Here is a 22,775-nt window from a genome sequence, read left to right on the forward strand (position 1 = left end):
AGAACAGCTCAGGGGTGAACAAGGAGGAGATGTAAGTGTCAACGGAAAAAGACTATGATAAGAAACTAGAGAATTTTGATTCATCTGAAGCCATTAAAGGGAAGGAAAAGCATTTCTCTGAAAATAAATATGTGGCCAAGCTGCTTAAGTATGCTAAGAAAATGGGAGTCAAAATCTCCTATTACAGCCTGTTGTTATTCTATACGTTCAAAAGTCCGGACACGCCTAAGTCTGTGAAAGTGACGATTGCAGGGGCCTTAGGATACTTGATTCTGCCACTGGATATTGTACCCGACTTTATCCCGGTACTGGGATTTGCGGATGATACAATGGTAGTTCTGTATGCCCTCTCCAAGGTCAAAGGTCACATTACGGATCCAATCAAGCAGCAGGCCCATGAACGTATGAAGCGAATTTTTGGTGTGAATTATGATGGCAAGAACGAAATAGATTCTACCCTGAAACCTCAACAAGAGGAATAATTCCTGAGTTTGAAATTGTAGAAAGCCTGATTTCACTGTGTATACAGCGGAAATCAGGCTTTTTTCTGTAGGATTGGAATTTTACTTAAAATCTGAGCAGTCGAATAAGAAACGTTCTTAGGGACTGATTCGTATAATATATAATTAATGTTCGGGATGGCTTAGAGCGTGCTTTGTAACTCTTCGTTTGAAACGGCACGCCAACCGTTATTTTTAAGCTTTTCTAAATAGGTTCCTATTTTAATTTCTTCCTTTTCAATCGCAAGGGGCGCGAGAGAAACCCAGCATTCATCAGAAGCATAATTTATTGTTACTTTTATTATTTCGTATCCATTGTGAAAGCCTGGATCAAATCCTGGGTCATCGATTATATCCCCTTCGACAGGGCGGATAGTAGATTCAAATGTTTTGATCAAAGTTTCACTCTCGCTTGGTTCTTTTACAGATGATATAAACAGCATTAAATTTATTTTCATGGGAGTCCCCTTTTTATATAGTGTACATCGCTTATATAAAGTATAGCTTATGGGGAAGGTGCGATCAATTAAATGCAGAGCTCTTTTCTTGCTGAATAAAACTATAAACTGCGCCTAATAAATTGGCATTCTGACGGAAATAACACAGGCCAATCCTAGGAGTTATCGTAGCGAGTTCTATTTTATCAATGATACGATTAACCCGCTTATCTATTTCCTCTACCAGATTATCACGAGCGCTGACACCGCCACTAATAAGAATCATCTCAGGATCATAAATATATTGGAGGTTATATAATCCAATTGCTAACAAGTGGTAAAATTCCTCAATCGCTTTTTCACAAATGGGGTCACCTTGATCGGCCATTTGGAAAACTTCTTCGCCAGTTAATAGGTCTGGATCCATATGTTTCTGTTTTGCTACTTTATGCACTAATGCTTTTGTGGAAGCGCGTCTGCTCCAAACATCGTTACTGTCGTGAATCTCATCAGAAACTAGCATATAACCGAACTCTCCGCCGTGAAGGTGGGCGCCTTTATGAATGTACCCTTCTTTAATGATCGTGCCGCCAATACCTGTCCCAATGACAACAACCAGAACATCGCTCTTTCCTTTCGCTGCTCCTTTCCAAATTTCAGCAATCCCTGCACAGTTGGCATCATTTTCTACGTTAACGGGTTTCCCGGTTAACTTCTCAACTGCTTGTTTCATCTTCCAACCAATAAGATACGGAATCGCACAGGATCCTTTAATCGGTCTTTCATTCGAGATAGCACCCGGGGAACTGATAGCAATACCTTTGCATGAATGAAATGTAACGGAGAGCTGGTGGATAAGCTGCAACAGACCTTCCTTTGTTGCTGGTGTTTTTTCTTTTCCCTTTTCATGAATGTTGGCGTCTAGATCGATGAGTCCGTATTTTACATAGGTCCCACCCAAATCGATCGCTAAATACATATAGATTCCCGCTTCCTTGAAAGAGGAGAGTGTTCCACAATCCGTGAATCACTCTCCATTTCTTTTATTTATAGTCTTTGTCATCAATGGCTTCAAATGTTTTTGAAGCGATCAGGTCTTTATACCAGTAAGCTGACTTTTTCAATGAGCGATCGCGGTTTTTTTCAAGGTCAATACTAACGAGACCGTAACGATTTTTGAAGGCATTCATAGGAGAAACATTATCAGAAAACGCCCAAAGCATATATCCTTTACAATTTGACCCTTCTTCTACCGCTTTTAATAGCCACTTCAAGTGTTCGCTTATAAATTCAATGCGATAATCGTCTTCGATCATGCCTTCTCCGTTGCGGAAGCGATGCTCATTTTCGACACCCATTCCATTTTCAGCGATAAACCATTCAATGTTGTTGTATTCCTGTTTCATACGCATCCCCATATCGTACATAATTTTCGGATAGATCTCCCAGCCACGGTAGGGGTTCATTTTCTTTCCAGGAAGTTCAAATTTCTCATAATAATAAGATGGATGAAACGGGATCCTCTCATTCCATACTGAGGTCCTCGCTTGCAAACGGTGGGGGAAGTAAAGATTCAACCCTACGTAGTCGACCGTGTTTTCTTGAATTGTTTGTATTTCTTCTTCTGTCCAGTCAAAATCAACGTTGTGTTTTTTTAACAACTCGAGTAATTCTTCAGGATAAGTGCCGTGGATAGCTGGGTCTAAGAACATTCGATTGAAAAATAGGTCATACATGCGTGCGGCTTCTTGATCGTGTGGAGCTGAGGAGCGTGCGTATGTAACTTCCGGATTCAGAATGACGCCAATTTTGGCTCCAGCTTTCTCAGCTAGATTTTTTTCCTTGAACAGTTCCACAACTTTAGCCGTCGCTACGTTTTTGTGATGGTTCCACTTCATCCATTTGTTTGTGTTTTGTTCAAACGGATAGCGAATCGCATCAAGAAAGACACGGGTTTGAACGACGACGGGCTCATTGAAGGTGAACCAGTGTTTAACACGGTCCCCATATCGATCGAATAATTTTTCTGCATATTGGACAAAAAGGTTAAGAACGTGCTTGGACTCCCATCCACCATACTCTTCGAATAGGACTGCAGGAACTTCGTAGTGTTCCATGCAAATCATCGGTTCAACACCTTGAGCGATTAATTCGTCGATAACGTCATCGATGTAACTAGCATATTCTTCATCTACTACAGTATTTTCATAATCAACTAAAAAACGGGACCAGTTAATGGAGGTGCGAAAATGAGTCAGCCCGATGTCCCTCATATACCCGATATCTTCTTTGTAGCGGTTGCGGAAGTCTGTAGCTACAGCTGGACCATAGCCGTTGTGCCAGACGTCTTTATTGTTCTTATACCATAAGTCTAAAAAAGAATCTTGAGAGTCTTTTTTTCCTGACCATCCTTCTGACTGCCAGGCAGATAGAGCTGCACCTATTATAAAATCATTGGGAACAGTTATATTTTGTGTTTTCATTTATGAATGCTCCTTTTCGTTTAACTTGATTGAACCGCCATTAATTTGCGGTATTTCGTAGGTGTTATCCCGGCTTGTTTTTTGAACACCTTTACAAAATGCTTATATTCCTGATATCCGACTTCCTCCGCGATCTCGCTCACTTTGAATGGGGTTTCGGTAAGCAAAGTTTTGGCGTGAGTAATACGTAATTCATGAATATATTCATTGAATTTCTTTCCCGTTTGCTGTTTGAAAAGCGAACTAAAATAATTGGGGGAGATATTGATTACATCAGCGACTTCCTGTGCTTTTATCTCTGATGTGTAATAGGTTTGAATGTATTCAATAGCCCTTTCGATTAACCACGCTTTAGGGTTTGTCTGGTGACTGTGAAGTTGCTTCAGAAGCTGTTGAATATCTTTCTGAAATAAACCTTTTATCAGTCCGTACGAGTTATATTCCCAAAAATTAATAGTAGAGTAGTCGTGAAAGTCCTCCGTTGCAGCTTCTCGACCAAGAAGTGATTCATATTGGTCGGTGGATTTTTTCAGCAGATGACTAATAGCATGAATCGTTTCACGGAAGGAGAAATTCTCTTCTTCCATGTGCGTAAACATCCTGTCGATATTTCTATGCACAGACTCTGTGTCGAACTGGAAGAGGGATTGACTCCATTCATCTACGAAGGAATCCGGAATTGTTTTCAAATTAGTCGGTTCTTTCTGTCCCACCCATACCTGTTCGTCTGAAAGCAGTGGAAACGTGGATAATTGGTGATTCATCTTGTTGTATGCTTCATGTAAATCCTGAATGATCACAAAGGTAGAATACGGGAGATGAATAAGACCGGGCTCCATATCTATGTCCAATAGTAGATCTGTGACTTCTGAACCTGTAGGGAGACGGCCCGTATTATTCGTCAGACAGGTGAGTAATACATTTGGCTCAGTAAAGATTGATAAGCTAGAATAACCATGCTCCTCTAGTTTAAGGTGGAGATTCTGCTGCCATTTTTGTTTGAATGCATCCAATTCATCATCGTTCTTATACTTAGTCACGTCTTTGTAGTGTTTTACCATACTGACAAAAGGGAGAACGGGTACTTGGTGATAAGCATGAAGCTCTTGGGGGGATTGTAAGGGTAAGCCCCATACTTGATGATAGATAGCATTTTCTAAATATGTTTTTTGAAGATGCTTCTGATCGGACCTGGTATTCTCAATTTCTCTTGCCACCTTTTGAATAAGAACAATCAGGTCATCGATATCTACAGGCTTCAATAGGTAGTCTTCAACACCGATTTTGACAGCTTGCTGAGCATAGGAAAAATCATCATAACCGCTAACCATAATGACTTTAATATGAGGGTGATATTCCGCCAGGTGAGAGGCTAATGCCAGCCCGTCCATGTTCGGCATACGGATATCTGTCAGGACGATGTCAATAGACAGTTTGTTCAACTGCTGCCTAGCGTCAATTCCGTCTACGGCACTAGCAGCCACTTCTATGCCATAATCGTTCCAGGGTATTGTCGTAGCCAGCCCCTGTCGGATCATTTGCTCATCATCGACAATCATAAGGTTACATGTCATAACGCTACCCTCGCTTTCCCTCTAAAGAATTCTTTTGTTGTTCCATGATGAATGGAAGTTTCAAACGCATCCAGGCCCCTTTTTCACAAGGGATATTTTCGAGGCCATACCCAGGTCCGCACGCAATTCTGATTCGCTCTTCTAAATTGTAAAGAGCGTAGCTCCCCTCCTGTTTAAAGGTGAAATCTTTATCTAAACCATGACCGTTATCTATCACATCTATCCATAGCTGTCCTTCTGTCCTCTGGCCATAAATGTGAATCGTACCTGAACGATTAAGGTTATGGAAACCATGGATAATGCTGTTTTCAATTAGCGGCTGAAGCAATTGCTTCAGCAATAGAGCATGGGAAAGGGAAGGGTCCACCTCAATTGAATAATCCATTCGGTCCCCCAGTCTATTTTTTTGGAGGTCTAAATAACTTCTAATATAATCAATTTCTTCATTTAACGTGATCCATGTTTTACCTTGATTTAAGTTGATACGGAAAATCTTAGACAAGTGCTCGATTTGCTCTCCAGTTTTCATCGCTTTTTCGATTCGAGCTGTCCAGCGAATCATATCGAGCGTATTATAGAGGAAATGTGGATCCATTTGGTTCTGTAAGGATTTTAGTTCTGATTCACGCTGTTTAATCTTCAACTTATATTCCTTATCGATATATTCCCTTATTTCCTGAACCATGTGATTGAATCGCATACCAAGTTGACCAATTTCATCGTGTGATGTAATCTTAACGGTTGCTGAGAAATCACCAGTTTCCAGCTGCTGAGTTTGATTGGTGAGCTCAATGATTCGTTTAACGTTAAAGCGGTAAAACCCGATGAAGGCAAGAACTCCTAATAAAATGAGCAAAACGATCATACCGGCAATTAGTGTCCTTACTTGATATAACTCACCGACAATGTTGTCTTCATCGACAATAGCAACGGAGAACCAGTCCGTATCTGTAATTGGTTTTTTAACGACGAGGTAGCTGTTGTCGTCAGTAACGTATCTTGTAGAATTGGTATCGCTTTCAACAACGAGATCGACAATTCGCTTGTTGGGGAACGATTCTCCAAGCATCGTTTCATCTTGATGAAGTACAACCTCACCGTCTTCTGACATAACAAAAAAGTTGCCTTGTTGATTACTTGTCCCTGTGCTGTATGCATCAAATAAATCTTGTTCATCAAGTCGAATGCGAACGAGTCCGATTGGTTTTGTAATGTTATCCAGGTCATTAATTTGTCTCGTTAAGCTAATAATGTGTTTTTCTCCGTCCCAAGCACTTATGACTGGGTAAGCATTACTCCAATGAATAGCACCCGAGGCTTTTTTAGCGTGTGCTGTTAATTGTCTCTCGTCCCCATGAGTGGGGTTACCAAAAGATAGCGTATGACCGTCCTTTGCTTGCAAATAGATTGAGTCAATATAATCCTGGGAAGTAATCTGAAAGGTGAAATATCCCCGAATTCCTTCCTCTGCCCTCTTATATGCCGCACTTGTCATATCTTCTTTTCCTGTTGTAAAAAAGGTTCGAAAGTTCTCATCATATATCATATAGGAGGACATACTTTCAATTCCTCTAATGACTGAGGTAAGGCTTTCTTCATTTTTATCAAGTAAATCGATCGTATTCATCTCTGCCTGGTTTTTAAATGTATTAGTTGTTTGAATATAAATGAGCGCTCCAAATAATACGGTTGGTAAAGTGATTAGTATGAAAAAAACCGAGGCGAATTGCTTTTTTAATCCCCAATGCTTGAACATGATGCATCAGCCTTTTTTTAATTGATACCTCAATTTTATCCTTTAACGGCACCTGCTGTCATGCCCTTGACGATTTCTTTCTCTAGTAATAGATAGAATGCCAGTATAGGAACGAGTGTCATCGTTAAACCGGCCATCTGGGCTCCGTAATCCGTGGTAAATTGTCCAGCGAAACTCGCAAGACCCAAAGGCAGTGTTTGAAGGTTCGGGTCATTAATAAGCACAAGGGCAAAAGAAAATTCATTCCAATTGTTAATGAAGTTTAGAATGACAACTGTTGCCAGGGCGGGCCGTGACATCGGGAGAATAATTGACCAGAAAATCCGGAAGATACCACAGCCATCCATAATGGCAGATTCCTCAATATCCTTAGGGAAAGCCTTCATAAAACTAGTTAATATAAAAATTGTAATTGGCAAGTTAAATGCAATGTAAGGAAACAGTAACGTAACTGAACTGTTTAATAACCCCAAGTTTCGAATTAAAATAAACATCGGAACGAGAGTGGCATGGATGGGGATAAGCATCCCAAAGAGGAACAACGTATATACTATTTTATTCATCTTGAAAGAGAATCTCGCCAAGAAGTAGGAAGCTAAGGCTCCAATGAAGACAGTTATAAGAGTGGCTGCTAAACAAATAAATATACTATTTTTAAACAGCACACCGAAATTTGCTGTGTTCCAGGCACTCACATAGTTTTCAAGAACAAATTCAGAAGGGAAGCCAAACTGGTTTACAGCAAATTCTTGCTCTGACTTAAAGGAGTTGATCACCATCCAAACAATTGGGTAAGCATTCACAATCGCAAATAGCGTAAGTATAATGTAAATGATTGTGTTTTTCTTGTTGCGCTTTTTCTTGACTTTTGATTTTGAATAAGTTTGAGAATTGGTACCAACAGTCGTGTCCATTCATATTCCCCCTTTCCTAAATCATTTTTCGACCAAGTAATTTAGTAACAATAAAGATTAGCAGTAAGCTGAAGAAGAAGATCACGACAGATACAGCACTTCCATAGCCATACTGAAGGTTACTGAACGTCTCATTGAACATATACAAAGCCATAACATCGGTGGAATGAGAGGGGCCGCCGTGTGTCATAACATAGATCAAATCAAAGGTTCTCAAACTCCCTGCGATACATAAAATAATCGCAACTAAAATGGTTTCCCATATCATCGGAATTGTAATTTTCCAAGTTGTGGTCCATTCATTGGCACCATCCATTCTTGCTGCTTCTAATACTTCTTCTGGAACATTTTGCAAGGCAGCTAGGAAAATGATCAAATAGAGGCCCACAAATTGCCAAACCACGGTTACACAGACTGCAATCATGGACCATTGTGTGTCGCCGAGCCAGTTTTGAGCCAATGCACCTAACCCAACTGCTCTTAATAATTCGTTGATCATCCCGTCCTGTGAGTTGTAAATCAAGCTCCAAGTTAAGGATATAACGACCGTTGAAAGAACAACAGGCATGAAGCCGATGGTGCGGAAAATTTTTGAACCTTTAAGTTTTCGGTTCAAAAGTAGAGCGATAAATAAAGCGATCGGCACCTGACCTAACACAGAAGCGAGTACGACATAAATGTTGTTTTTAGCAGAGTTCCAAAATAAAGGATCCTGAAATAACTCCTTGAAGTTACTTAGACCTACGTAAGTCATATCTGAGAAACCGTCCCATTCCATAAAAGAATAATAAAAGGATTGTAGGATTGGGTAAATGGCGAAAATCATATAGATGAGCAGGGCAGGGAAAAGGCCAAAAGTTATGGCCATTTGCTTGTTTTTAGCTAAATGCATCACTTTCCCTCCTTTAAAGTTGGCCACAAGTTGTGGCCTGCTTATTATTCGTTTTCTAGCTCTTCCTGCATATCTGCTGCTAATTCTTCCGGCGTTTTCTCACCTAATGTGATGGATTGAAGCCCGTTATTGATGACGTCTGTTACATTCGGTGGCAAGGTAGCATCATACACAGGTGCCAATCCATTTTGTGCAAAACTGTTTGCCTTTTTGTAGACTTCCGGTGCTCCATCAACCTCGACTTCTACAGGAACTATTATGTTTGCTTTCGCAAGCTCTTGATAGAGCTGATTTCCATAAAAGAATTTCAGAAATTTAAATGCAGCTTGCTGTTTTTCTTCGCTTAAGCTGCTATTTACAGCAATTCCGCCACCTGCTACGCCTGCAATTTTATTTTGATTGCCTTCGCCTTCTGCAAAGCTAGGAAACGGTGCCACTCCGATATTGTCTGTGTTTTCTACGTTATCTAAAATTGGACCAATGGCCCATGAGCCAGCAAAGTGCATTGCCGCATTTCCAGCAATAAATTCATTTCTTGACTGGGCTTCATCAAGTGTATTCATATCCACGTTAAATGCATCCATCTCTGAGAGTTCTTGAATGACAGTAAGAGCTTTAATGAATTGTCCATTTTCAAACGTACCTTCACCTTCTAATGTGTTTGGCAAAAATTCACTGCCAGTAAACCTGTCAGCAATTGTAGAAATATAGACAGACTGAAGAGGCCAAACCGCTTTGTTTCCCAGTGAAATGGGAGTGGTGCCCATGTTGTTTACTTCAGCAATAAGTTTTTTCAACCCTTCGTAAGAAGATGGAAATTCATTGTAACCAGCTTGCTGAATAATGTCTTTATTATAAAAAATAAGGCTGGTTTCACTAATGTTTGCAGGAATTGCATATTGTTCTTCATTAAAGGCGTAGTCTTTTAATATACCTTCAGGAATCTTATCTCTCCAATTATCCATGATCGGGTTCAGAGATAGTACAGCATTTCCCTCTACAAGCGGTTTGAGGCGAGCTCCTGGCCAAACGCGGAACATATCAGGAAGTTGCTTTCCGGCTGCTTGTGTGCGGAGTTTAGTTTCATATTGATCGTGAGGAATGCTTTCACTTATGACCTGAATATCTTCATGCTCCTTATTAAATTGCTTAATCATGTTTTTGTAGGCAGTATTTTCAGGACGTTCTTCAGTCCAGTCATTCCAAACGGTCAGTTCAATCACACCACTTCCGGAAGCTTCGTTACTATTCCCGCTACATCCAGCTAAGAACAGAACGAATATAACACTGAATAAAAGCCAACTAATTTTTTTCTTCAAAATTTATTCCCTCCTATTATTGAAGCGCTTACATAAAGTGTAGCAGGGTAAAAGAAAATCACTATCCTCTAAATCTACAAAAACATCTCCAATTTTACAAAATGATAAATATTTTGAATTGTAGGTTTATTTAAATCTTAAAGTATCGATAATTCCGTTTAAGTAAGTTGCTCCTAATGCTCTGTCATAGAGTCCGTAACCAGGTTTACCTTTTTCTTTCCAAATCATTCGACCATGGTCAGGACGAATTGGTCCATTATAGCCTGAGTTTACAAGGTGTCGCATAAGATCGACCATGGGAATAGAGCCGTCATGAATGGAGTGTGATGTTTCATGAAAGGATCCTTTCTTCGTATGTTTAACGTTTCTCGCATGAATGAAATGAATGCGATCTTTGGCAATATCTACTATATCAATTAGATCATTGTTCGGATCGGATCCAAATGAACCTGTACAAAAAGTGATACCATTATAGTAGCTGTCCATTTCTTTAAGGAGAAACTCTACATCTTGGCGGTTTTTCATAATTCTAGGGAGTTCGAAAATGCTCCAGGGCGGATCATCTGGATGTATAGCCATTAGAATATTTTCTTCTTCTGCCACAGGGATGATTTCTTTCAGGAAGTAGAGCAGGTTATCCATGAGCTGTTTTTCCGAAACTGTCTGATACCTTTCTAGTAATGTGTGAAGTTCTGTGGACTGGTAAGATAAATCCCACCCAGGTAAGGTTAAATGACCACTCAGAGGATTTATTTTTTCTAACTCATCAGCATCGTAAGAGAGGGTAGTAGAGCCATCGGATAACGTAGTCTGAATATTGGTCCTTGTCCAGTCAAAGACAGGCATAAGAGTTATAGCAAACCGTTTTAATGTTTGCTTGTGAGAGATGCTTTAGTGTTTGTTTATAATTATAGATATAAGTATCCCGATTTGAAGACCCGAGTTTAATTTCCTCATGTACAGGGACACTTTCTATTACTTCAAGCTTCATCCCGTGTTGTTCCACCATATCTTTTAGAGACATAATTCTATCTAACGGCCAAATTTCTCCATTAGGAATATCATAAATGGCAGAGACAATGCCTTTGACATTGGGGATTTGCTTAATCTCCTCCAATGAAACAGAATCTTCTTTTCCATACCAGCGAAAACACATTTTCATTGAATGTCCTCCTTTCTATTAAACAGGTTTTTATAATTGTATCTTTTTGAAGCAGGGAGGACATCCATAGAAACTACAAATTTATCACAATTTCTATTTTATATATAATGAGGTTTATTAGGAGGACGAGAATGAGGGTTAATCAAAAAAAATTTTACAAGAACAAAGTATATTACATAATTAGATCAGCCATAGAACAGGATGCGAAAACCCTGTCCAAAGTTAGAGCGGAAATTGATGGGGAGACGGAAAATCTCGATCGGGAGAAAGGAGAGGATTACATAGATGAAGAAGGTTTTAAAAAAATAATTAAAGAAGATACAGAGCGTATAAATAACCTATTTTTAGTTGCTGAAGTTAACAGAAGAATTGTAGGTTTTTCAAGGTGTGAAGGAAACAATTTGAAAAGGCTTTCCCATAAGGTGGATTTTGGAGTTGGTGTGTTAAAGGAATATTGGGGATATGGGATTGGAAGAAACCTTTTACAGGAATCTGTTTGTTGGGCTGATTCAAATGAAATTAAAAAAATGGCTTTGAATGTAATTGAAGCCAATGATAAAGCTGTAGAGCTTTATAAAAAATTTGGTTTTGAAGTAGAAGGTATTTTAAAAAAAGACAAATTCCTTTCAGACGGAAATTACTACAATACCATAGTGATGGGACGTTTGGGACCTCCAATGTCCCATTGGGTGGGTACATAATATCGAAACATTAAAGGATAAATTTATAAAAATATAGAAGGGGTTACTTAGGTGTTTTTAATAAAAAGGGGGTAAAAGATGAGTATTGAAAAGAGGTAGCAACCCAGGTTTATCGAATGCGAGAATTGCACGAGGATTTTTCAAAAGGCAGATTTGATGAGATGAATGAATACTATTCTAAGGAATTTCAGGGGTATCTTTATATGCCTGATCAGGATCAAGTAGAATTATTTAACTGGGAACAAATTAAAGAGGGAAATGAAAGTGCAGCAGCACATTATAAAGGGAAGGATATCAGATTTATTTATTCTGGCCTAACGATTATTCCCCAGTCTGAAATACAGGCTGCTGTTTCCTACGAAATAACGCATAAATATAAAGAAAAGGTCGTTCGAGCTTTATCGCTTGAAGTATGGCGAAAAGAGTCCGACGAAAAATGGAGAATGCTCAGGTGGTACGAAGAAAAGGGCTCAGTTTTAAATCAGTAGTTGCCGTTGCTACGGGAATGGAAGGGGGGATAGTTTTGATCAACACAGTATTGTTAGCTTTACTATCTTTCATCCTGGTAAGTGGTTTACTAGTGTTGATTGGATTCATGTATGATATCAAACTATTGATGTTTAGTTATTACGAAGAGACTTCCAGTGGGTTTGTAGCGGGAAGCTCAGTAATCCCTTTCATAATTGGGGGATTTTGTAGTTATGTTGTCAGAAGTTACTATCAGAAGAAGATCGTTAGGTAATGAGTTACAGGATTGACTTGTAATGAAACATAGAGGTGGTTTAACACGTATAAGGAATAAGTATTTTTTGTAAGGGAGTGATTTATGTATGACGACGAGTATTTTGACTCTCCTCGGGATCATTGTAGTGTTCGTATCACCAGTTTTAATTGGAATGTTTCGCAAACGTTCATCACGCTCCAGACACGATGCTGATTATGGTGACAGGTTGGAAAAAGCAAAAACGGCTTCTCGCGCTCAAGTAGAAGCCAGAAGCAAGATCAATGTGGAAATATACAGGAATTCTTCCGGCGGAGGTCCAGGCTGGTAGAAGAATAAAAACTAGATGGAGATATTCAAGGCGGATTATCTATTCCTTTATAGTTTATAAGGTTTAGGAAATGAAATAGGAAACAGCTACAAAAGTCTACCTGAATTCGTTTTAATAAGAAGATAAGAGACGTGCCGGATCCCCCATTTCAAAAGAAAGGGAATCCAAACACGTCTCTGAATAGTAGAGTCTGCTGTTTGCTATTAAACTAGGAGACTCTCTCTATCAATGGAAAGGGTTTGTAGTCTAGAACCAATCCCAACCACGACGTCGATGATGTCTACAGCAGCATCTATTACGATCTTCTGCACCACCAACCATATCATCTCGTAGACATCGGTTTACGGCACGACAGAAATCCTCGCCGTCAATATAAGATCTTACTGGAACCTTAAAATTATTATTTGAAGCACCAGCTACGTTGTTACCACAGTGTCTTCGATTAGAAGCACCGCCTACGTTATTATTACCACAGCAACTCATAGTAATCTCATCTCCTTTCCTACTAAATTGGTCTTACACGATATCTTATGTAAGCTGGAGGTTGTTGTTCAGACAACCCCCCATCCAATCAACAAAATGTGTTATAGCTTACTAGATAAGTTCCTCAGAAATATGGAGTAAGGGAAGGTATCTTATCGTATTAAACGTATAATGTCAGTTTCTAATGACGTAACGGGAATAGTTTTAACAAAAAAGCAAAGGGGGGGAATTGTATGGTTGTCATAAGTAGGGCGTCTTATGAGCATGTTGAAGGGATTTCCAGAGTTTGTTCTGAAGGATGTCTAGACACCTATCAAGGGATTAGAAGTGAAGAAAACATTATGAGGAATAATAAAATTTTTTATAACCATGATCGTATACACCGGGAACTAAAGGAAACAGTGGGGTGGGATGGTTATATTGTGGCGCTTGCGGATGAAGAAGTGGTTGGTTGGGGCGATTGGCGGCGGTATGATCGATCATGATAAAAGTGAGATTTACGTGTTATATTTAGATCCTAAACGTCGGAGAGAAGGGGTAGGTACTCACCTGCTCGATTACATAACCAGTATTCAAATTGAAAAAGGTGCAAAAGAACAATGGGTGTCAGTACAGAAAGGAAACCATAAAGGAATTCCTTTTTATGAAGCCAGGGATTTACTAAGAACTCTGAGAAGCTGGCTTACTCCAATGCGTCTGAAGAAGATTATATTTCCTTGAGAATGGTGAGGGAAATTTAACTTCTTTCCAGCTATTTATTGCAGTAAGCCCTTTTTAGAAGGAAGAAAGGCGATTCTAAAGGAAAAGGATATTGTCGCTGTTAAGAAAAGTAAACCTGGTGATTTCTGTAGCAGTGCTTGGATATGTAGGCTCGCTTATTTTTTGGGATGGTTTTGAACTGCCTACTCATCTAATGTTTTCTTTTTGGCCTTGATGTATTTGCTGATGGGTATAGAAGATGTTAAAGACAGAGGAGAGAAGTTTGGTTATCTTTATATTATTACATTCTTAATACTCTTCTCATTGCTACTTGGCGACCTGTTGAATATATTCTGAACTGCTAGAAACTCGCGCAAAACAGTAATAGATTGGATTTTTCTGGGGCTCTTTTTCAAGAATAGGTTTTCGCCTTTAACTGATAGTAGAATAATTATAACACCAAGGGATTTCCGCAAGTGGGAAATCCCTTGAGTATTTTGAAGTGTCTTAAATAGATTGTCTTGATTTTGACTGGTCTGAAATAGAGGTAACCTTAGAGTCACTAGTAAACTTAACTGCTATCAGTGAAATAACACCTGTTACAATTATAAAAATCGAAATAGGTGATGATGAATTATTGAATTGACTTAAAAGCCAGGTCGCAATGAGCGGCGCGGTTCCACCAGCTAAAGCAGCCCCGATCTGATAGCCTAAGGATATCCCAGTATAGCGGACTTTTGTCGAAAAAATCTCCGAGAACATTGTCCCAAGCACAGCTGTGATGGGCGGCCAAACAATTCCTAGAGCGATCACAGTAGCTACAATCACAGCCCAGGTCTCCCCAATTGATAAGAGTAAAAAGTATGGGTAGGCGTAGAGAATCATTCCAATTGTTCCGGCGATATAAACTGGTTTTCGTCCGACTTTATCCGAAATACGCCCCATAATGGGGATCATAATTGCTGTAATAAATGTAGCTATCGTAACGGAATTCAACACATTAATCTGGTCATACCCGAGTGTATCGGTTGCATAACTAACAACGAAAGTTGCGAAAATGTAAAACGGTGCGGTCTCGACAACTTTGGCTCCAACTGCAATTAGTACTTGGCGCCAGTGATACTTTAGTGTGTCGGCAATCGGCATTTTAGAGACTTGCCCTGATTCTTGCGCTTCTTTAAATGCCGGGGTTTCATCAAGCCCTTTTCGAATCCATAACCCGATAAAGACAAGCCCGGCACTGAGGATAAATGGCACTCTCCATCCCCATGCCATGAAGGCAGCTTCAGGAAGCAAGCTCATCAATGTTAGTGCTAATGTCCCTAATAGTAATCCAATCGGAACTCCCATTTGGGGGATACTTCCAAAAAAACCTTTCTTCTCCTCAGGCGCATATTCGACGGCAAGTAACAGGGCGCCGCCCCATTCTCCGCCAAGGCCGAGTCCTTGAATCAGTCTTAAGGTAATGAGTAAGATCGGTGCCCAGACACCAACTTGAGCATAGGTAGGAAGAAAGCCGATTAATACGGTGGCTCCGCCCATGAGGGATAAGGTTAAAACCAGGGTTTTCTTTCGTCCGATTTTGTCACCAATATGAGCAAATATGATTCCGCCCAGTGGACGAATGAAAAATGTTAATGAAAAGGAAGCGTAGGCTAACAGCAAGCCAATGACAGGATCAAAGCTAGGAAAAAACAATTCATTAAAAACAAGCGATGCTACAGTTCCATACAAAAAGTAATCAAACCATTCGATCGAACTTCCAGTTAAACTGGCAATTAATACTTTTCGGCTTAGTCGTTTATCCATCATCTTCCTCCTTGTATTCAGTCTTCAAAACATCCTTAATTTTGGACCATTTTTTCATACACTTTTGCGGCTGCAATCGTATCCATATAAGCCACACCTACCGACTTGTATAGTGTGATTTCATCATGGTTCCGTCGTCCTGACTTTTGCCCTGTGACGAGTTCAGCTAACTCACCGTTTACTTGATCCCATGTCCATTTCCCATGATCCGCTGCCTGAATCAGTTCACCGGCTTCATGTTGAACGCCTTCTAATGTATCGACCCACAATTGATCAAGCCGCTCAAGCGTATCCACACCGAATTCTTTCAGGTCAGGACGATAAGAGCCAATCGCATTAATGTGAACACCCGGTTTGAGAACATTGGCATCAAATAAGGCTTCCTGTGATTTTGAGCTCAACGAAAGTACGTCTGCTTTAGAAGCAGCATCATTAGCTGTATCACTAACGATTACGTCACCTTTCCAGCCTGACTGCTCGATTTCTTCCTTAAACGCCAAAGCTTTCTCTTCTGTCCGGTTCCATAAAAAAATGCGATCAATCGGTCTGATGGACAGGACAGCCTGGAGTTGTCCTCGTGACTGAGCCCCGCATCCTAATATGGAGAGCTGCCGCGCATCTTTCTTCGCAAGGTATTCTGTCGCAACACCAGCCCCGGCTCCAGTCCGCATCACAGTCAACCCGCTGGCTTCAATCGTAGCTAGATGCTGCCCATGAACTGTTTCCGTTAATAAAATTACTCCTTGTAAGGTGGAGATTCCGGCTGCGGGATTGTTTGGAAAAATACTGACGACCTTGACAGTTTCATACTCCATGTCTTCAATGTAAGAAGGCATAAACAAGGTGTTAGCTCCAGAGTGGGAATGATCCAACACTGTTCGGACAGGAGCATAGGTTTTATTTTGCGAATATAAGCGGAAACCTTCCTTCAGGTCTGCAATACACTCCTTCATCGTGTAAACAGAATCAATATCATGCTGAGTAATAAAGTTCATATTAGTTTCTCCTCTCTTTCATAAAATGGGACAGGTTCTCAGACTCGGGAGGTATAAATCAACTTTAAAATTGAAGTGTCACTTCAATTACGAAATTAGTTAAAATGTTATGATAGTTCAGATAATTTTACAAGCCTTAATCTGTTATTTGGTAAAATCGTTACATTTTGCCCATACTCCTGTATCCTTAGGGAGGAGTCCATCATTTGCAAAAGGATGCATACATATGAAAAACATAATCGGGAATCAAATCAAAGAGTTACGAAAGCAGAAGAAACTCACATTAAAACAAGTGTCTGAGAGGACCAGTCTATCCATCAGCTTTTTATCACAAGTTGAGCGGGCCAAGTCCTCTGTTACATTAGATTCGTTAAAGAAAATATCAGAAGTTCTGGATGTTAATCCGAGTTACTTCTTTCCGAGTGATCCGAAAACTGCCGTGAAGCGTAATACTGTAGACGAAAATTCGACTCCAACCACCCCCTTTATTTATAAGGATTTATCCGGTAACTTTGACCATTCGGTATTTACTCCGATCTTAGTTACACTAAGCCCGGGGGAAACGAATGGAAATCCTCTTTCTCATAAAGGTCAGGAGTTCTTGTATGTGCTGGAGGGAGAATTGACCGTATGGATGGAAGCGGAGGAATATGTACTGAGCCCGAATGATTGTATTCACCTTAACTCGACTGTTCAGCATTATTGGTTTAATCGGACAGAGGATGTTGTTAAATTTTTGTGTGTTTCAACTAATCCCGGACTGAATTAAAATAATGACCAGTAATTGCATTGTTCTAACTCTATAACTAAAGAGGTTTGTGTAAAGGCAGGGAAATACTTCTCTGCCTGTTTTTTTAACTTAGGGTCTTCGTTGTCTCCAGCATTGGCGATGGTTGAGCATGGAAGTTAGTTTAGGATTTATTTCATGAAGTTTACGTTGATAAGAAGAATTAATCTTAAAATTCTAATGGATCCGTTTCAATCACCCTTAAATCAGGAACAGTACAACCAAATTCAATTGACTAAAGCAGCATGGTATTCGCTGATTTCAGGTTGGTAAGGTTTTAATTTCCTTATTTGTAAGGCCAAATTTTCATACAAAGGATGGGAAGGCAATGGAAAAGACAGGTACCTATTTCAAATCAAACTATGAAGAATCACGAAAAACATTTCGGAACCATTTGGATACGATCAAGTTAAAATGGCCACAAGCTGTATTGTCCAGTGAAGTGATTGGTCAGGAAGATGATAACACCATAGATGTGATTTATTCACCTGCCGTGACGTCCAATCAGCAAGTACTGTTTTTTACAACCGGCGAACATGGCATAGAGGGGCATGCCGGGGCTGGTGTTCTTCACTTATTTGTAGATGAGTACCTTGATCAGGTAGATCCTGAAACTACTGGGATTTGCTTGATTCATGCCTTGAACCCATGGGGAATGAGACACTTCCGGCGGGTAACGGAAAATAATATAGACCTCAATCGGAACTATTTTTATAATCAATCTTCCGTAGCAGAAGAAGTAAATCGGAATTATGCGAAGGAAAGGGACCTTTTCCTTCCAAATGGGAAAATAAATGATCTTAAGGAAGAAAAGAGGAAACTGTATATCGAATTAGGCAAAGCATTGGCCAGAGAGGGATATGGTGGGATTACGAAAGCTAAAGGGATGGGGCAATTTGAGTTTAGACGGGGAGTTTATTTTGGAGGAAATGACGAGGAAGAATCCACTGCATTCTTAAAAGAGTGGCAAAAAAAACTATTATCCACCTATCCACGCGTCATCCACATGGACTGGCACACAGCCCTTGGCCCAGCAAACGAGATGACGATGGTCGTTTCAGAGCACGATTCTCGCGAGGAAAAAGAACTAAAATCTGACTATCAGATAAAAAATATAAAAAAGTTTACACCAACAGATGTGAAAGGCGATTCGACTAACCATTTTCACAAAGTACAACAGGAATTATATCCAGAGACGTATCTTTTCTCAGCCTTGTTCGAATTCGGGACATTCGGCACGAGCAAGAAAGCTGAGCTGCGTGAATTTACGACTATGATTTTAGAGAATCATATGTATTGGGGTGGAGCTGAGCAAGAAGAAGATGCTCAATGGATCTTGGATGAGTTTCAAGCTATGTTTTATCCAGATGATGCGAATTGGAGAGAAGCGGTGGTGAAGGAAACACGGGCAGGTATTGAATCGGTACTAGGAAGAGAGGGGATCTTGGCTGTTAATCAGTTTAAATAAAACTGCTTCTATACTAAAGCCTATCATAATTGAAGGAGGAGAGAATCATGGATCATGTAAAGGCGCTTGCAATTAAAGGGGTTATGACACTCCTATTCCTCTATGTAGTCTTAACCCTCGGATTTGGTGTTTCATTTCTTAATGTGCTGATCGTCACGATTGTTCTCGGAGCCGTTTCGTATCTCTTAGGTGATCTTTACCTTCTCATTAAAACAACGAACAGTGTGGCTGCGACAGCAGATGTGGGTTTAACGTTTATCATTGTGTGGCTGCTCGGCATGGCTTTGACTGGCCTCGGTACAGGGACAATGGCAGGTGCAGCAGCTATTTCCGCTGTAATCATTGCGCTTGGAGAATACTTTTTCCATATTTACGTTGTGTATAAGAGACTTGCAGTCAAAAAACGGTTAAAAGCATATATGTATTAATAATAGGAGGACTGCCCTGTTTATAGGGCAGTCCTTTTCCTTTCCTACACACAAATTGAACACTTAACGTTTGCATTCCCCCAAAATAGCCAGCCCATATGCCTGGTTGGTCTAATTTTGCGGGTCTTGAATATCCTTCGTTAAACCCTTCCAAAAGAAGTCAACAATTTGTTTGGCAGCTTCTTGTGGGGAAGAGAATATCGTTTGTTTATCGGCATTCTTATAGTTACCCGTATTGAGCAAAGAAATATATCCGTGCACAGCAAAGGCGGGATTGATGGGGGAAATGATCCCCTGATCGGTCGCTTCTTGAAAGAATTCCTCCATCGACGTATACATTGCTTCTTCTGCTTTTTGGATAGCCGTCAACTGCTCCTTCGAAAGCATGTTCTTGGCATTATGAATAAAACGCTCGGTATCTAAGTCAACCGAAACTTTCAGATAAGCTTCCGCCACGTTCAGCAATCTCGTTCGAAAGGGCTTGTCTTCGTTCAGGAGTTGAAGGGTCATATTTTGAATACGATACATCAACCTGATCATTGTCTCTGTATAAAGCTCTGATTTGGTTTTGTAATAATAGTACACCGATGCTTTCGTTACATTACAAGCCTTTGCCACATCATCCATCGATACATCCTGATAGCTGTTCTCGAGAAAAAGTTGAGATGCGTTGAATAGGATGAGTTCATCTGTCGGCTGTTTGTCTTTATAGTGAGGGGGACGTCCTGGGGAACGATTTGTTTGTTTCTCCATCTTTAAACTCCTTATACGAAAGGTCAAATTTAGTATAACACAGGCGGTTTGCTGAAAAGAAATAGCAAACTTTTGATAATTAACTGTCTAGTATATATAATTTAGAGTACATGTTTAGAGTATAAATACATAACGGTATTTGTAAAAGGGGAGGGAGAGATTCTTTTGAAAAAATCACTTATCACCCAGTGGGGTCAAATGGTCGCTGGTTCGAAAACGCGTTGGCTGACGATCATGATTTGGCTTTTGCTGGTTGTTGTTTTATCATTTGTCTGGCCACAGGTCAATCAGGAGGAAACCAATTCAAGTCAATTACTTCCAGACGATGCTATGTCGGTGGAGGCTTCAAATATTTCGTCCGAGCAATTTTCCAATGATTCGGGAGTTCCTCTATTAGTGGTCTGGCATCGAGATGGAGGACTTGAGGAAAAGGATTATGAAACAATCCAGAAGATTTATGGCAGCCTGGAAGAAGAGCCGGTCTCCAAACAGAAGTTAATCCCACCGTTTGCGAAAGCACCGCCGCAAGCTTTAAAGGGAGCAAGCTCTAAAGATGGGGTGGCCCTAACGACTCCTGTCTTTTTTGAAAAAGGGGCATCGACGGAATCGTTACAGCATGCTCTGGCTCAATTACAAGAGAGAATTATTGATCAGACTAGTGAGTCGGTCTTTCAGGAGGACCTCTCAGAAGATGGGCTGCACGTACGTTTTACGGGGCCAGTTGGCATTCAGATTGATGCTACAGAGTTATTTAGCAATGCCGATGTGACACTGTTAATGGCAACGGTCGGATTAGTTTTAGGACTGTTGATAATCTTATATCGCTCTCCGATCCTTGCATTAGTTCCTCTTGTTGCTGTAGGGGTGGCTTACGGTTTAATCAGTCCATTACTCGGCTTTATGGCCGATCAGGGTTGGATTGTGGTCGATTCCCAGGCGATTTCGATTATGACCGTCTTATTATTTGGAGCGGGAACAGACTATTGCTTGTTTCTCATCTCCCGGTACCGTGATGAATTACGAGTTGAAACAGATAAAAATATCGCTTTACAGAAAGCGGTTAGCGGGTCGGGTGGCGCGATCATGGTCAGTGCCTTAACGACGCTCACTGGGCTGTTAACATTAGGGCTGGCTTACTACGCTTCTTATGACCGCTTTGCCGTGCCGTTTAGTTTATCCATCCTGGTGATTGGTATTGCAGCCTTAACTTTGCTGCCAGCAATACTAGCTATCTTGGGAAGGGTGGCTTTCGTACCATTTATTCCTCGTACGGAAGAAATGATTCAAGAGGGGGAACGTAAAAAAGGAAAGTCCTTGCGGCGCCCCGAATCAACTGGTCCTATTAACCGGGCTATTGGTCGCTGGGCAACGGATAAACCATGGGCCATTATCCTTTCATGTACAATTTTGCTAGGTGGTCTGGCGCTATTTGTACCGAAAATCGATTACACGTATGGTTTGCTGGATTCTTTCCCGGAAGATATGCCTTCCCGTGAAGGATTCTCAATCATTGCTGATCATTATTCACCTGGAGAGGTGGCTCCTGCTCAAGTGATCGTTGAGACAGAGGGGGAAAAGGTGAATGTGATAGAGACGCTAAGCTCGCTTTCTGTTGTTGGATCGGTTAGTGGTCCGGTGGAAGGATCCGAGAATTCTTCCCTACTGAAATACAAAGTCACTCTAGCTGCTGATCCATATTCGGAAACAGCCATTCAGTCTATTCCGAATATGAAGAGCGAGGTAGCGGCCGCCCTCGAGGAAGCAGGAATAGAGAATGCCGCCAATAACGTGTGGATTGGGGGGGAAACGGCCGGACTTTATGATACGAAACAAATAACAAAACGAGACCAGTCCGTCATCATCCCGGCTGTACTGATCATCATCGCTGTGCTGCTGCTCGTTTATCTGCGTTCTATTGTAGCCATGATCTATTTACTAGGAACCGTAGTGCTATCATACCTTGGTGCCTTAGGGTTAGGGTGGCTGATCATCGATTACATCTATGAGGCAGATGGTATGTCAGGATTAATCCCGCTTTATGCTTTCGTATTTCTTGTGGCACTGGGTGAAGACTATAACATATTTATGGTCTCAAGCATTTGGAAAAAGCGCCATCACATGCCCCTGAAACAGGCTATACGCGAGGGAGTAAGCGAAACGAGTGGAGTTATAGGTTCTGCCGGACTCATTCTGGCGGGGACATTTTCGGTGCTTGCCGTGCTGCCACTTCAAGTATTAGTTCAATTTGGAACGGTGACGGCTATTGGCGTTCTCCTTGATACGTTTATTGTCCGACCATTACTGGTTCCTTCTCTCACCGCTGTATTAGGAAGATTCTCATTTTGGCCGGGTAAACTATGGAAGAGGAAAGATAGTGAAGGCGACATGGTTCAAAAGGAAGGGGAGTCCATGGAGTAGAACGAAGAGTGAACGGATTAAAAAATGGACTAGAAAGAATAAAGCACGTTTAGTTAAACGGGCTTTATTCTTGTAGAAAACTTAATATTATTTAGTCCTAATATTCAAAATATTAGACAGGAATTGTAGTTGATCTTACTATTTT

23 protein-coding genes and 1 pseudogene are annotated in these 22,775 nt (G+C 40.6%); 11 read left to right on the top strand and 13 right to left on the bottom strand.

The window, feature by feature from the left end; genetic code table 11:
• The first annotated feature begins 35 nt into the window (after positions 1-35).
• A complete protein-coding gene (locus tag P9989_RS04580; protein WP_283077635.1) occupies positions 36-482 on the top strand; it encodes a YkvA family protein in 447 nt (148 codons plus the stop codon).
• Between the two features lie 161 nt (positions 483-643).
• On the opposite strand, the gene P9989_RS04585 is transcribed toward P9989_RS04580, so the two are convergent.
• From P9989_RS04585 to uxuA, 9 genes and pseudogenes are all read right to left on the bottom strand, one after another.
• Entirely contained in the window at positions 644-958 is a 315-nt protein-coding gene (locus P9989_RS04585; RefSeq protein ID WP_283077636.1) for a hypothetical protein, read from the bottom strand.
• Between the two features lie 64 nt (positions 959-1,022).
• The gene (locus P9989_RS04590) at positions 1,023-1,916 is read right to left on the bottom strand and encodes an ROK family protein (RefSeq protein ID WP_283077637.1); all 894 of its coding nucleotides are present in this window, start codon (positions 1,914-1,916) and stop codon (positions 1,023-1,025) included.
• Positions 1,917-1,980: 64 nt separating this feature from the next.
• Positions 1,981-3,420 (bottom strand): glycoside hydrolase family 1 protein, encoded by a 1,440-nt coding sequence (locus P9989_RS04595; RefSeq protein WP_283077638.1) that lies wholly within the window; start codon positions 3,418-3,420, stop codon positions 1,981-1,983.
• Positions 3,421-3,440: 20 nt separating this feature from the next.
• Positions 3,441-4,994 carry a response regulator transcription factor gene (locus P9989_RS04600; protein ID WP_283077639.1) on the bottom strand — a complete coding sequence of 518 codons (1,554 nt, stop codon included), beginning with the start codon at positions 4,992-4,994 and terminating at the stop codon, positions 3,441-3,443.
• A gap of 4 nt (positions 4,995-4,998) precedes the next feature.
• Positions 4,999-6,750, bottom strand: coding sequence for a cache domain-containing sensor histidine kinase (locus tag P9989_RS04605; RefSeq protein WP_283077640.1), 1,752 nt, complete (start codon positions 6,748-6,750; stop codon positions 4,999-5,001).
• Positions 6,751-6,785: 35 nt separating this feature from the next.
• Positions 6,786-7,664, bottom strand: coding sequence for a carbohydrate ABC transporter permease (locus tag P9989_RS04610; RefSeq protein ID WP_283077641.1), 879 nt, complete (start codon positions 7,662-7,664; stop codon positions 6,786-6,788).
• Between the two features lie 16 nt (positions 7,665-7,680).
• Positions 7,681-8,556 carry a carbohydrate ABC transporter permease gene (locus P9989_RS04615; protein WP_283077642.1) on the bottom strand — a complete coding sequence of 292 codons (876 nt, stop codon included), beginning with the start codon at positions 8,554-8,556 and terminating at the stop codon, positions 7,681-7,683.
• Between the two features lie 44 nt (positions 8,557-8,600).
• On the bottom strand, positions 8,601-9,875 hold the full coding sequence (locus tag P9989_RS04620; RefSeq protein WP_283077643.1) for an extracellular solute-binding protein: 1,275 nt from the start codon (positions 9,873-9,875) through the stop codon (positions 8,601-8,603).
• A gap of 126 nt (positions 9,876-10,001) precedes the next feature.
• Positions 10,002-11,037, bottom strand: a pseudogene (gene uxuA, locus P9989_RS04625) (mannonate dehydratase).
• Positions 11,038-11,168: 131 nt separating this feature from the next.
• Here uxuA and P9989_RS04630 point away from each other — a divergent pair.
• From P9989_RS04630 to P9989_RS04645, 4 genes are all read left to right on the top strand, one after another.
• Positions 11,169-11,738 (top strand): GNAT family N-acetyltransferase, encoded by a 570-nt coding sequence (locus P9989_RS04630; protein ID WP_283077644.1) that lies wholly within the window; start codon positions 11,169-11,171, stop codon positions 11,736-11,738.
• Between the two features lie 116 nt (positions 11,739-11,854).
• On the top strand, positions 11,855-12,226 hold the full coding sequence (locus tag P9989_RS04635; protein ID WP_283077645.1) for a hypothetical protein: 372 nt from the start codon (positions 11,855-11,857) through the stop codon (positions 12,224-12,226).
• A gap of 35 nt (positions 12,227-12,261) precedes the next feature.
• Positions 12,262-12,480 (top strand): hypothetical protein, encoded by a 219-nt coding sequence (locus P9989_RS04640; RefSeq protein ID WP_283077646.1) that lies wholly within the window; start codon positions 12,262-12,264, stop codon positions 12,478-12,480.
• Positions 12,481-12,568: 88 nt separating this feature from the next.
• Entirely contained in the window at positions 12,569-12,790 is a 222-nt protein-coding gene (locus P9989_RS04645; protein ID WP_283077647.1) for a hypothetical protein, read from the top strand.
• Positions 12,791-12,993: 203 nt separating this feature from the next.
• Here P9989_RS04645 and P9989_RS04650 read toward each other — a convergent pair whose 3' ends face one another.
• Positions 12,994-13,116 (bottom strand): hypothetical protein, encoded by a 123-nt coding sequence (locus tag P9989_RS04650; protein WP_283077648.1) that lies wholly within the window; start codon positions 13,114-13,116, stop codon positions 12,994-12,996.
• A 390-nt stretch (positions 13,117-13,506) separates the two neighbouring features.
• Here P9989_RS04650 and P9989_RS04655 point away from each other — a divergent pair, with 390 nt between their 5' ends.
• Both P9989_RS04655 and P9989_RS04660 read left to right on the top strand, forming a co-directional pair.
• On the top strand, positions 13,507-13,758 hold the full coding sequence (locus P9989_RS04655) for a hypothetical protein (protein ID WP_283077649.1): 252 nt from the start codon (positions 13,507-13,509) through the stop codon (positions 13,756-13,758).
• A complete protein-coding gene (locus P9989_RS04660; protein WP_283077650.1) occupies positions 13,709-13,993 on the top strand; it encodes a GNAT family N-acetyltransferase in 285 nt (94 codons plus the stop codon). The genes P9989_RS04655 and P9989_RS04660 overlap by 50 nt, the downstream gene beginning before the upstream one ends.
• Positions 13,994-14,479: 486 nt before the next feature.
• On the opposite strand, the gene P9989_RS04665 is transcribed toward P9989_RS04660, so the two are convergent.
• Positions 14,480-15,781, bottom strand: a complete 1,302-nt coding sequence (locus tag P9989_RS04665) for an MFS transporter (RefSeq protein ID WP_283077651.1) — start codon at positions 15,779-15,781, stop codon at positions 14,480-14,482.
• Between the two features lie 35 nt (positions 15,782-15,816).
• Complete coding sequence (locus tag P9989_RS04670) at positions 15,817-16,776, bottom strand: ornithine cyclodeaminase family protein (RefSeq protein ID WP_283077652.1); 960 nt, start codon at positions 16,774-16,776, stop codon at positions 15,817-15,819.
• Between the two features lie 226 nt (positions 16,777-17,002).
• Here P9989_RS04670 and P9989_RS04675 point away from each other — a divergent pair, with 226 nt between their 5' ends.
• The 3 genes from P9989_RS04675 to P9989_RS04685 all read left to right on the top strand — a co-directional run bounded on the left by P9989_RS04675 (position 17,003) and on the right by P9989_RS04685 (position 19,459).
• On the top strand, positions 17,003-17,545 hold the full coding sequence (locus tag P9989_RS04675; protein WP_283077653.1) for a helix-turn-helix domain-containing protein: 543 nt from the start codon (positions 17,003-17,005) through the stop codon (positions 17,543-17,545).
• Positions 17,546-17,891: 346 nt separating this feature from the next.
• Positions 17,892-19,031, top strand: coding sequence for a M14 family metallopeptidase (locus P9989_RS04680; RefSeq protein ID WP_283077654.1), 1,140 nt, complete (start codon positions 17,892-17,894; stop codon positions 19,029-19,031).
• Between the two features lie 47 nt (positions 19,032-19,078).
• Positions 19,079-19,459, top strand: coding sequence for a DUF2512 family protein (locus P9989_RS04685; RefSeq protein ID WP_283077655.1), 381 nt, complete (start codon positions 19,079-19,081; stop codon positions 19,457-19,459).
• A 111-nt stretch (positions 19,460-19,570) separates the two neighbouring features.
• Here P9989_RS04685 and P9989_RS04690 read toward each other — a convergent pair whose 3' ends face one another.
• A complete protein-coding gene (locus P9989_RS04690; RefSeq protein WP_283077656.1) occupies positions 19,571-20,212 on the bottom strand; it encodes a TetR/AcrR family transcriptional regulator in 642 nt (213 codons plus the stop codon).
• A 165-nt stretch (positions 20,213-20,377) separates the two neighbouring features.
• On the opposite strand from P9989_RS04690, the gene P9989_RS04695 reads away from it, so the two are divergent.
• A complete protein-coding gene (locus P9989_RS04695) occupies positions 20,378-22,630 on the top strand; it encodes an MMPL family transporter (protein ID WP_390306456.1) in 2,253 nt (750 codons plus the stop codon).
• Positions 22,631-22,775 lie beyond the last annotated feature (145 nt).

Source organism: Halobacillus naozhouensis, from assembly GCF_029714185.1.
Classification (GTDB): domain Bacteria; phylum Bacillota; class Bacilli; order Bacillales; family Halobacillaceae; genus Halobacillus_A; species Halobacillus_A naozhouensis.

Excerpts from the sequence above, each read along its gene's own strand:
- P9989_RS04680 (WP_283077654.1), top strand. The coding sequence starts at position 17,892 with ATGGAAAAGACAGGTACCTATTTCAAATCAAACTATGAAGAATCACGA.
- P9989_RS04660 (WP_283077650.1), top strand. The coding sequence starts at position 13,709 with ATGAAGAAGTGGTTGGTTGGGGCGATTGGCGGCGGTATGATCGATCAT.
- P9989_RS04665 (WP_283077651.1), bottom strand. The coding sequence starts at position 15,781 with ATGGATAAACGACTAAGCCGAAAAGTATTAATTGCCAGTTTAACTGGA.
- P9989_RS04610 (WP_283077641.1), bottom strand. The coding sequence starts at position 7,664 with ATGGACACGACTGTTGGTACCAATTCTCAAACTTATTCAAAATCAAAA.
- P9989_RS04685 (WP_283077655.1), top strand. The coding sequence starts at position 19,079 with ATGGATCATGTAAAGGCGCTTGCAATTAAAGGGGTTATGACACTCCTA.
- P9989_RS04585 (WP_283077636.1), bottom strand. The coding sequence starts at position 958 with ATGAAAATAAATTTAATGCTGTTTATATCATCTGTAAAAGAACCAAGC.
- P9989_RS04615 (WP_283077642.1), bottom strand. The coding sequence starts at position 8,556 with ATGCATTTAGCTAAAAACAAGCAAATGGCCATAACTTTTGGCCTTTTC.
- P9989_RS04600 (WP_283077639.1), bottom strand. The coding sequence starts at position 4,994 with ATGACATGTAACCTTATGATTGTCGATGATGAGCAAATGATCCGACAG.
- P9989_RS04605 (WP_283077640.1), bottom strand. The coding sequence starts at position 6,750 with ATGTTCAAGCATTGGGGATTAAAAAAGCAATTCGCCTCGGTTTTTTTC.
- P9989_RS04670 (WP_283077652.1), bottom strand. The coding sequence starts at position 16,776 with ATGAACTTTATTACTCAGCATGATATTGATTCTGTTTACACGATGAAG.
- P9989_RS04690 (WP_283077656.1), bottom strand. The coding sequence starts at position 20,212 with ATGGAGAAACAAACAAATCGTTCCCCAGGACGTCCCCCTCACTATAAA.
- P9989_RS04595 (WP_283077638.1), bottom strand. The coding sequence starts at position 3,420 with ATGAAAACACAAAATATAACTGTTCCCAATGATTTTATAATAGGTGCA.
- P9989_RS04675 (WP_283077653.1), top strand. The coding sequence starts at position 17,003 with ATGAAAAACATAATCGGGAATCAAATCAAAGAGTTACGAAAGCAGAAG.
- P9989_RS04650 (WP_283077648.1), bottom strand. The coding sequence starts at position 13,116 with ATGATATGGTTGGTGGTGCAGAAGATCGTAATAGATGCTGCTGTAGAC.
- P9989_RS04645 (WP_283077647.1), top strand. The coding sequence starts at position 12,569 with ATGACGACGAGTATTTTGACTCTCCTCGGGATCATTGTAGTGTTCGTA.
- P9989_RS04590 (WP_283077637.1), bottom strand. The coding sequence starts at position 1,916 with ATGTATTTAGCGATCGATTTGGGTGGGACCTATGTAAAATACGGACTC.
- P9989_RS04630 (WP_283077644.1), top strand. The coding sequence starts at position 11,169 with ATGAGGGTTAATCAAAAAAAATTTTACAAGAACAAAGTATATTACATA.
- P9989_RS04655 (WP_283077649.1), top strand. The coding sequence starts at position 13,507 with ATGGTTGTCATAAGTAGGGCGTCTTATGAGCATGTTGAAGGGATTTCC.
- P9989_RS04635 (WP_283077645.1), top strand. The coding sequence starts at position 11,855 with ATGCGAGAATTGCACGAGGATTTTTCAAAAGGCAGATTTGATGAGATG.